This window comes from Methylibium sp. (assembly GCF_031393925.1).
Taxonomy (GTDB): Bacteria; Pseudomonadota; Gammaproteobacteria; order Burkholderiales; family Burkholderiaceae_C; genus Methylibium.
This window is the reverse complement of record NZ_JANMWL010000201.1, coordinates 1-4,741: the sequence shown is the minus strand read 5'-3', so window position 1 is coordinate 4,741 and position 4,741 is coordinate 1. Positions and strand designations below refer to the sequence as shown.

Sequence of the window (4,741 nt, the reverse complement as noted above, 5' to 3'; positions counted from 1 at the left end):
CATGGCGCGGCCTCCAGCCAGATCTGTGGGGTAAAAAGTCGGGCGATCCGCCAGACCTGTGGGGTAGATGCATTTACCCCACGATTTACCCCACACAGAACATGCGCTGCGCTGGGACGGTGTGCTACCTCATGAGATCAGGTTCCATTGAAAATCAACGACTTGGCGGGCGCTTTGAGGTGGCAAGACACCCCACGAAACGTCACTCGATGTTCTGCACCTGCTCGCGCATTTGCTCGACCGCGACCTTCATCTCCACCGAGATTTTCGTCAGCTCGAGCGCGGCCGATTTCGAGCCGAGCGTGTTGGCCTCGCGTTGCAGTTCCTGGATCAGGAAGTCGAGTCGCTTGCCGATTTCGCCGCCGGTGGTGAGCAGGCGCTCGATCTCGTCGAGGTGCGCGCCTAGACGCGACAGCTCCTCGGCCACGTCGATGCGAATGGCGTACGCCGCCGCTTCATTGAGCGCGCGTTCCTGCAGCGCCTGCGCAGGCACGGCACTGGCGGCGCCGCTCGCCTCGAGCGCTTCTTGCCAGCGCTCCAGAAAACGCTGTCGCTGGCGCTCGACCACCTGCGGCAGCAGCGGCGCGGCGTCTTGCACCAGCGCGCGCAGGCGGGTCAGGCGCTGCATCAGGGCGACCACGAGCTTTTCGCCTTCGCTTGCTCGCGATGCGAGCAGTGCCGCTACGGCACGACGGCCGGCGTCGAGCACCGCGCCGTCCGGGCGGGCCGGCGTCACGGCGCCGCGGCACCACTGCAGCGCCTCATGCACCGACAGTGGCGCGGCCTTGGGCAACCAGCTCTGCACCTTGCTCTCGAGCTGCAAGAGCGTGTGCAACTGGTCCGTCTGGGGTTGCGGCCAAGCCGCCGCCGCCTCGTCGCGGGCGGCGATCCGCAGCTCGACCTTGCCGCGGCGCAATTTGCTCGTGATCAGCTCGCGCAGCGCGGGCTCGAGCGAGCGCAATTCATCGGGCAGGCGAAACGCGATATCGAGAAAACGGCTGTTGACGGATCGCAGTTCTATGCTGGTGATCGCACCCGCGGCGCGCGCGCTTTCGCCGGTGGTTTCGGGGGCTGGAGCGACGCTGGTGGCAGCGTTCGCGTAACCGGTCATGCTGTAAACTGGCATCGAATTTATCGCATTGCAAAATCAGATTATGTCAAAGCTCAAGCCCGCTCCGTTGCCTGCGGGCACCGTGGTTGGCGGGTACCAGGTCATCAAGAAATTGGCGGCCGGGGGCTTCGGGGTGGTCTACCTGTGCGAAGACAGTGACCGCCGGCTGATTGCGCTCAAGGAGTACCTGCCGGCCTCGTTGGCGGAACGCTCGGTCGGTGAACTCACGCCCCGCGTCAAGCCCGAAAAGCAGCCTCTCTACCGGCTGGGCCTCAAGAGTTTCTTTGAAGAAGGCCGATCGCTCGCGCAGATCAGCCACCCGAGCGTGGTCTCGGTGCTCAACTTCTTTCGCGAGAACGAAACCGTCTACATGGTGATGAACTACCTGCAGGGCGACACCCTGCAGGACTTCATCGTCACCGCGCGCGACCTGAAGCGTGACAAGGTGTTCCGCGAGTCGACCATCCGCTCGCTGTTCGACGAGATCCTGCGCGGCCTGCGCATCGTTCACCAGCACAAGATGCTGCACCTGGACATCAAGCCGGCCAACATCTTCGTTACCAACGAGAACAAGGCGGTGATGTTGGACTTCGGCGCGGCGCGCGAGGTGCTTTCCAAGGAAGGCAACTTCATCCGCCCGATGTACACGCCGGGTTTTGCGGCGCCTGAGATGTACCGCCGCGACGGCACGCTCGGCCCCTGGACCGACATCTACGCGATCGGCTCGTGCATCTATGCGTGCATGCAAGGCTACCCGCCCAACGACGCGCCGCAGCGCATCGAAAAAGACCGCCTGGGCCTGTCGCTTTCGCGCCTTCGCAACGTGTACTCCGACAACCTCATCGAAGTGACCGAGTGGTGCATGTCGCTCGATCCGTTGTCGCGGCCGCAGAGCGTGTTCGCCTTGCAAAAAGAACTCGCGCGCGAAACCGAGCGGCGCTACACCAAGCTCAGTTTCAGCGAACGGCTCAAGCTGCAGCTCGAGAACATCAAGACCGGCGCGAAGGCATGAGGATCATCCGGTCATGAGGTTCTCCGTCTACCAGGTCAGCCGCAAGGGCGGGCGCGAGAAAAACGAAGACCGCATGGGCTATTGCTACACGCGAGACTCGGGCCTGTTCGCATTGGCCGACGGCATGGGCGGCCACCCGGAAGGCGAGGTGGCTTCGCAGCTGGCGCTGCAGACCCTGGCCGCGATGTTCCAGCGCGATGCCAAGCCGATCCTCAAGGATCCGATGCGGTTCCTGCACGACGCCATCATTGCCGGGCACCACCAGCTGATCCGCTACGCCACCGAAAAGGCGCTGATCGATACGCCTCGCACCACCATCGTGGCCTGCGTGCTGCAGGGCAACGCGGCTTACTGGGCGCACTGCGGCGACTCGCGCCTGTACCTGGTGCGCGGCGACAAGCTGATCGCCCGCACCCGCGACCACTCCTACTCCGAGCTGCAGCAGACCATGTCGCAGGTCGTGCCGATGGACGAGCGCTTCAACCGCAACGTGTTGTTCACCTGCCTGGGTAGCCCCGGCAAGCCGGTGGTCGACACGGTGGGGCCGCTGATCCTGCAGCAGCATGACCGCATCATGCTGTGCTCCGACGGTCTGTGGGGCACCGTGACCGACGACATCATCACGCAGCAGCTCACCACCCGCTCGATCTCCGACGCCGTGCCCGAACTGGTCGAGCAGGCGTTGCGCAAAGGCGGCGTGAAGAGTGACAACGTGACCGTGCTGTCGGTCGAGTGGGAAGCCGCCGAAGACATGGAGGTGTCCACGATCTCCACGCAAACGCTCGGCGACGAGGTGTTCGCCTCGACCATCCAGGCCAGTATCAGCGGCGCCGGCAGCGACCCCGACGAGCTCGACGACGCCGAGATCGAGCGTTCGATCCGCGAGATCAACGAAGCCATCCAGCGCTCATCGCAGCATCAAAAGAAGTCCTGAGCCGTCCGCGCTTGCCGCGGCCGTTCGTCCCTTTCCTCTCCCGCATTCCCGATGACCTACCTCCGTTCCCAGGGGCGCGCGGCCGACGCGTTGCGCCCGCTTTCCATCCAGCGTCACTACACCCGCCATGCCGAGGGCTCGGTGCTGATCGCCTTCGGCGACACGCAGGTGCTGTGTACCGCCTCGGTCGAAGACAAGGTGCCGCCCTTCAAGCGCGGCTCGGGCGAGGGCTGGGTCACGGCCGAGTACGGCATGTTGCCGCGCGCCACGCACACGCGCAGCGACCGCGAGGCGGCGCGCGGCAAGCAAAGCGGGCGCACGCAGGAAATCCAGCGCCTGATCGGCCGCTCGATGCGCGCGGTGTTCGACCTCAAGGCGCTGGGCGAGCGCACCATCCACCTCGACTGCGACGTGCTCCAGGCCGACGGCGGCACGCGCACCGCGGCCATCACCGGCGCCTACGTCGCAGCGTGCGACGCGGTGAGCTGGCTGCTCGCCCAGGGCAAGCTCGGCAGCACGCCCATGCACGGCGCGGTCGCCGCGGTGAGCGTGGGCATCGTGCAGGGCACGCCGCTGCTCGACCTGGAATACATCGAGGACTCGGCCTGCGATACCGACATGAACGTCGTGATGACCGGCCAGGGTCACTTCATCGAAGTGCAGGGCACGGCCGAGGGAACAGCTTTCAGCCGCACGGAGATGGATCGCCTGTTGCAGCTCGCCGAGCAGGGCATCGCCGTGCTGGTGCGCGCGCAACAGGAGGCGCTCGCTGTTCGCTAGGGCACCCCGAGGCAGAGGCAGAGCATGAACGCCTTCGACTCGCGCATCCTGATCTGGCTCAACGGCTACGCAACCGCGTCCGCGCGGTTTGACCACCTGGTCGCCTGGGTGTCGCTGCAACATCTTGTCAAGGGCGCCGTCGTGGCCGCCGTGTTGTGCGGGCTTTGGTTTGCTCGGCGTACACAGCCCGAACGCGCACTGCTGCGCGAGCGGCTGCTGGCCACGCTGGCGGCTGGCTTGGTGGCTGAGATCGTGGCGCGCACTCTGGCGCTAAGCCTGCCGTTTCGGACGCGACCCTTGCACAACCCGCAGTTCCCGTTCACGCCGACGATCGGCCTCGAAAGCGGTTTCCTCGACAGCTGGAGCGCGTTTCCGAGCGACCATGCGGTGCTGTTCTTCGCCCTCGCGACCGGCGCTCTCTACGCGTCGCGCCGCGTCGGCGCGTGGTTGTTGGTCTACGTCGCGGTGGTCATCTGCCTGCCGCGCATCTACCTCGGCCTGCACCACCCGACCGACATCCTGGCCGGCGCGGCCTTCGGCATCGGCACGGCCGCCTTGCTGCAGCAACCGGCGCTGCGCGTGCCGCTCGCACGTCCGCTGCTGGCCTGGGAGCAGCGTTCGCCCGGTTCTTTCTATGCTTTTGGCCTGCTACTTCACGCTGCAGTACGCCGTGCTTTTCGAGGGCGTGCGCAGCCTGCGGGGACTGGCAAGCCAGGTGGTCGGCTGAGCCCCGGCCCACCCAGCGCACGCGGCCGCCCCGATTGAATCCTGCGATGGCAACGCATCTGATCCTCGCGTCGAACAACCGCGCCAAGCTGGCCGAGCTCGAGCGCCTGCTCGCGCCGCTCGGCATCGCCGTGCAAAGCCAGGCCGAGCTGGGCATCGCCGAGGCCGACGAGCCGCA

At 65.9% G+C, this 4,741-nt stretch carries 5 protein-coding genes and 1 pseudogene; 5 read left to right on the top strand and 1 reads right to left on the bottom strand.

The window, feature by feature from the left end:
• Nucleotides 1-202 precede the first annotated feature (202 nt).
• The gene (locus tag RMO12_RS11095; RefSeq protein ID WP_309639326.1) at nt 203-1,111 is read right to left on the bottom strand and encodes a YicC/YloC family endoribonuclease; all 909 of its coding nucleotides are present in this window, start codon (nt 1,109-1,111) and stop codon (nt 203-205) included.
• A 43-nt stretch (nt 1,112-1,154) separates the two neighbouring features.
• On the opposite strand from RMO12_RS11095, the gene RMO12_RS11090 reads away from it, so the two are divergent.
• The 5 genes and pseudogenes from RMO12_RS11090 to RMO12_RS11070 all read left to right on the top strand — a co-directional run.
• Entirely contained in the window at nt 1,155-2,123 is a 969-nt protein-coding gene (locus RMO12_RS11090) for a serine/threonine-protein kinase (protein WP_309639325.1), read from the top strand.
• A 13-nt stretch (nt 2,124-2,136) separates the two neighbouring features.
• Nucleotides 2,137-3,057, top strand: a complete 921-nt coding sequence (locus tag RMO12_RS11085) for a serine/threonine-protein phosphatase (protein ID WP_309624943.1) — start codon at nt 2,137-2,139, stop codon at nt 3,055-3,057.
• Nucleotides 3,058-3,108: 51 nt separating this feature from the next.
• Nucleotides 3,109-3,837 (top strand): ribonuclease PH, encoded by a 729-nt coding sequence (gene rph, locus RMO12_RS11080; RefSeq protein ID WP_309624942.1) that lies wholly within the window; start codon nt 3,109-3,111, stop codon nt 3,835-3,837.
• Between the two features lie 24 nt (nt 3,838-3,861).
• On the top strand, nt 3,862-4,602 hold the full coding sequence (locus RMO12_RS11075) for a phosphatase PAP2 family protein (protein ID WP_309639324.1): 741 nt from the start codon (nt 3,862-3,864) through the stop codon (nt 4,600-4,602).
• A gap of 8 nt (nt 4,603-4,610) precedes the next feature.
• Nucleotides 4,611-4,741 (top strand): annotated as a pseudogene (locus RMO12_RS11070) (non-canonical purine NTP pyrophosphatase); the annotation flags it as partial.

Bases quoted from the DNA above. Each gene is read 5' to 3' on its own strand.
- RMO12_RS11085 (WP_309624943.1), top strand. From the start codon at position 2,137: ATGAGGTTCTCCGTCTACCAGGTCAGCCGCAAGGGCGGGCGCGAGAAA.
- RMO12_RS11075 (WP_309639324.1), top strand. From the start codon at position 3,862: ATGAACGCCTTCGACTCGCGCATCCTGATCTGGCTCAACGGCTACGCA.
- rph (WP_309624942.1), top strand. From the start codon at position 3,109: ATGACCTACCTCCGTTCCCAGGGGCGCGCGGCCGACGCGTTGCGCCCG.
- RMO12_RS11095 (WP_309639326.1), bottom strand. From the start codon at position 1,111: ATGACCGGTTACGCGAACGCTGCCACCAGCGTCGCTCCAGCCCCCGAA.
- RMO12_RS11090 (WP_309639325.1), top strand. From the start codon at position 1,155: ATGTCAAAGCTCAAGCCCGCTCCGTTGCCTGCGGGCACCGTGGTTGGC.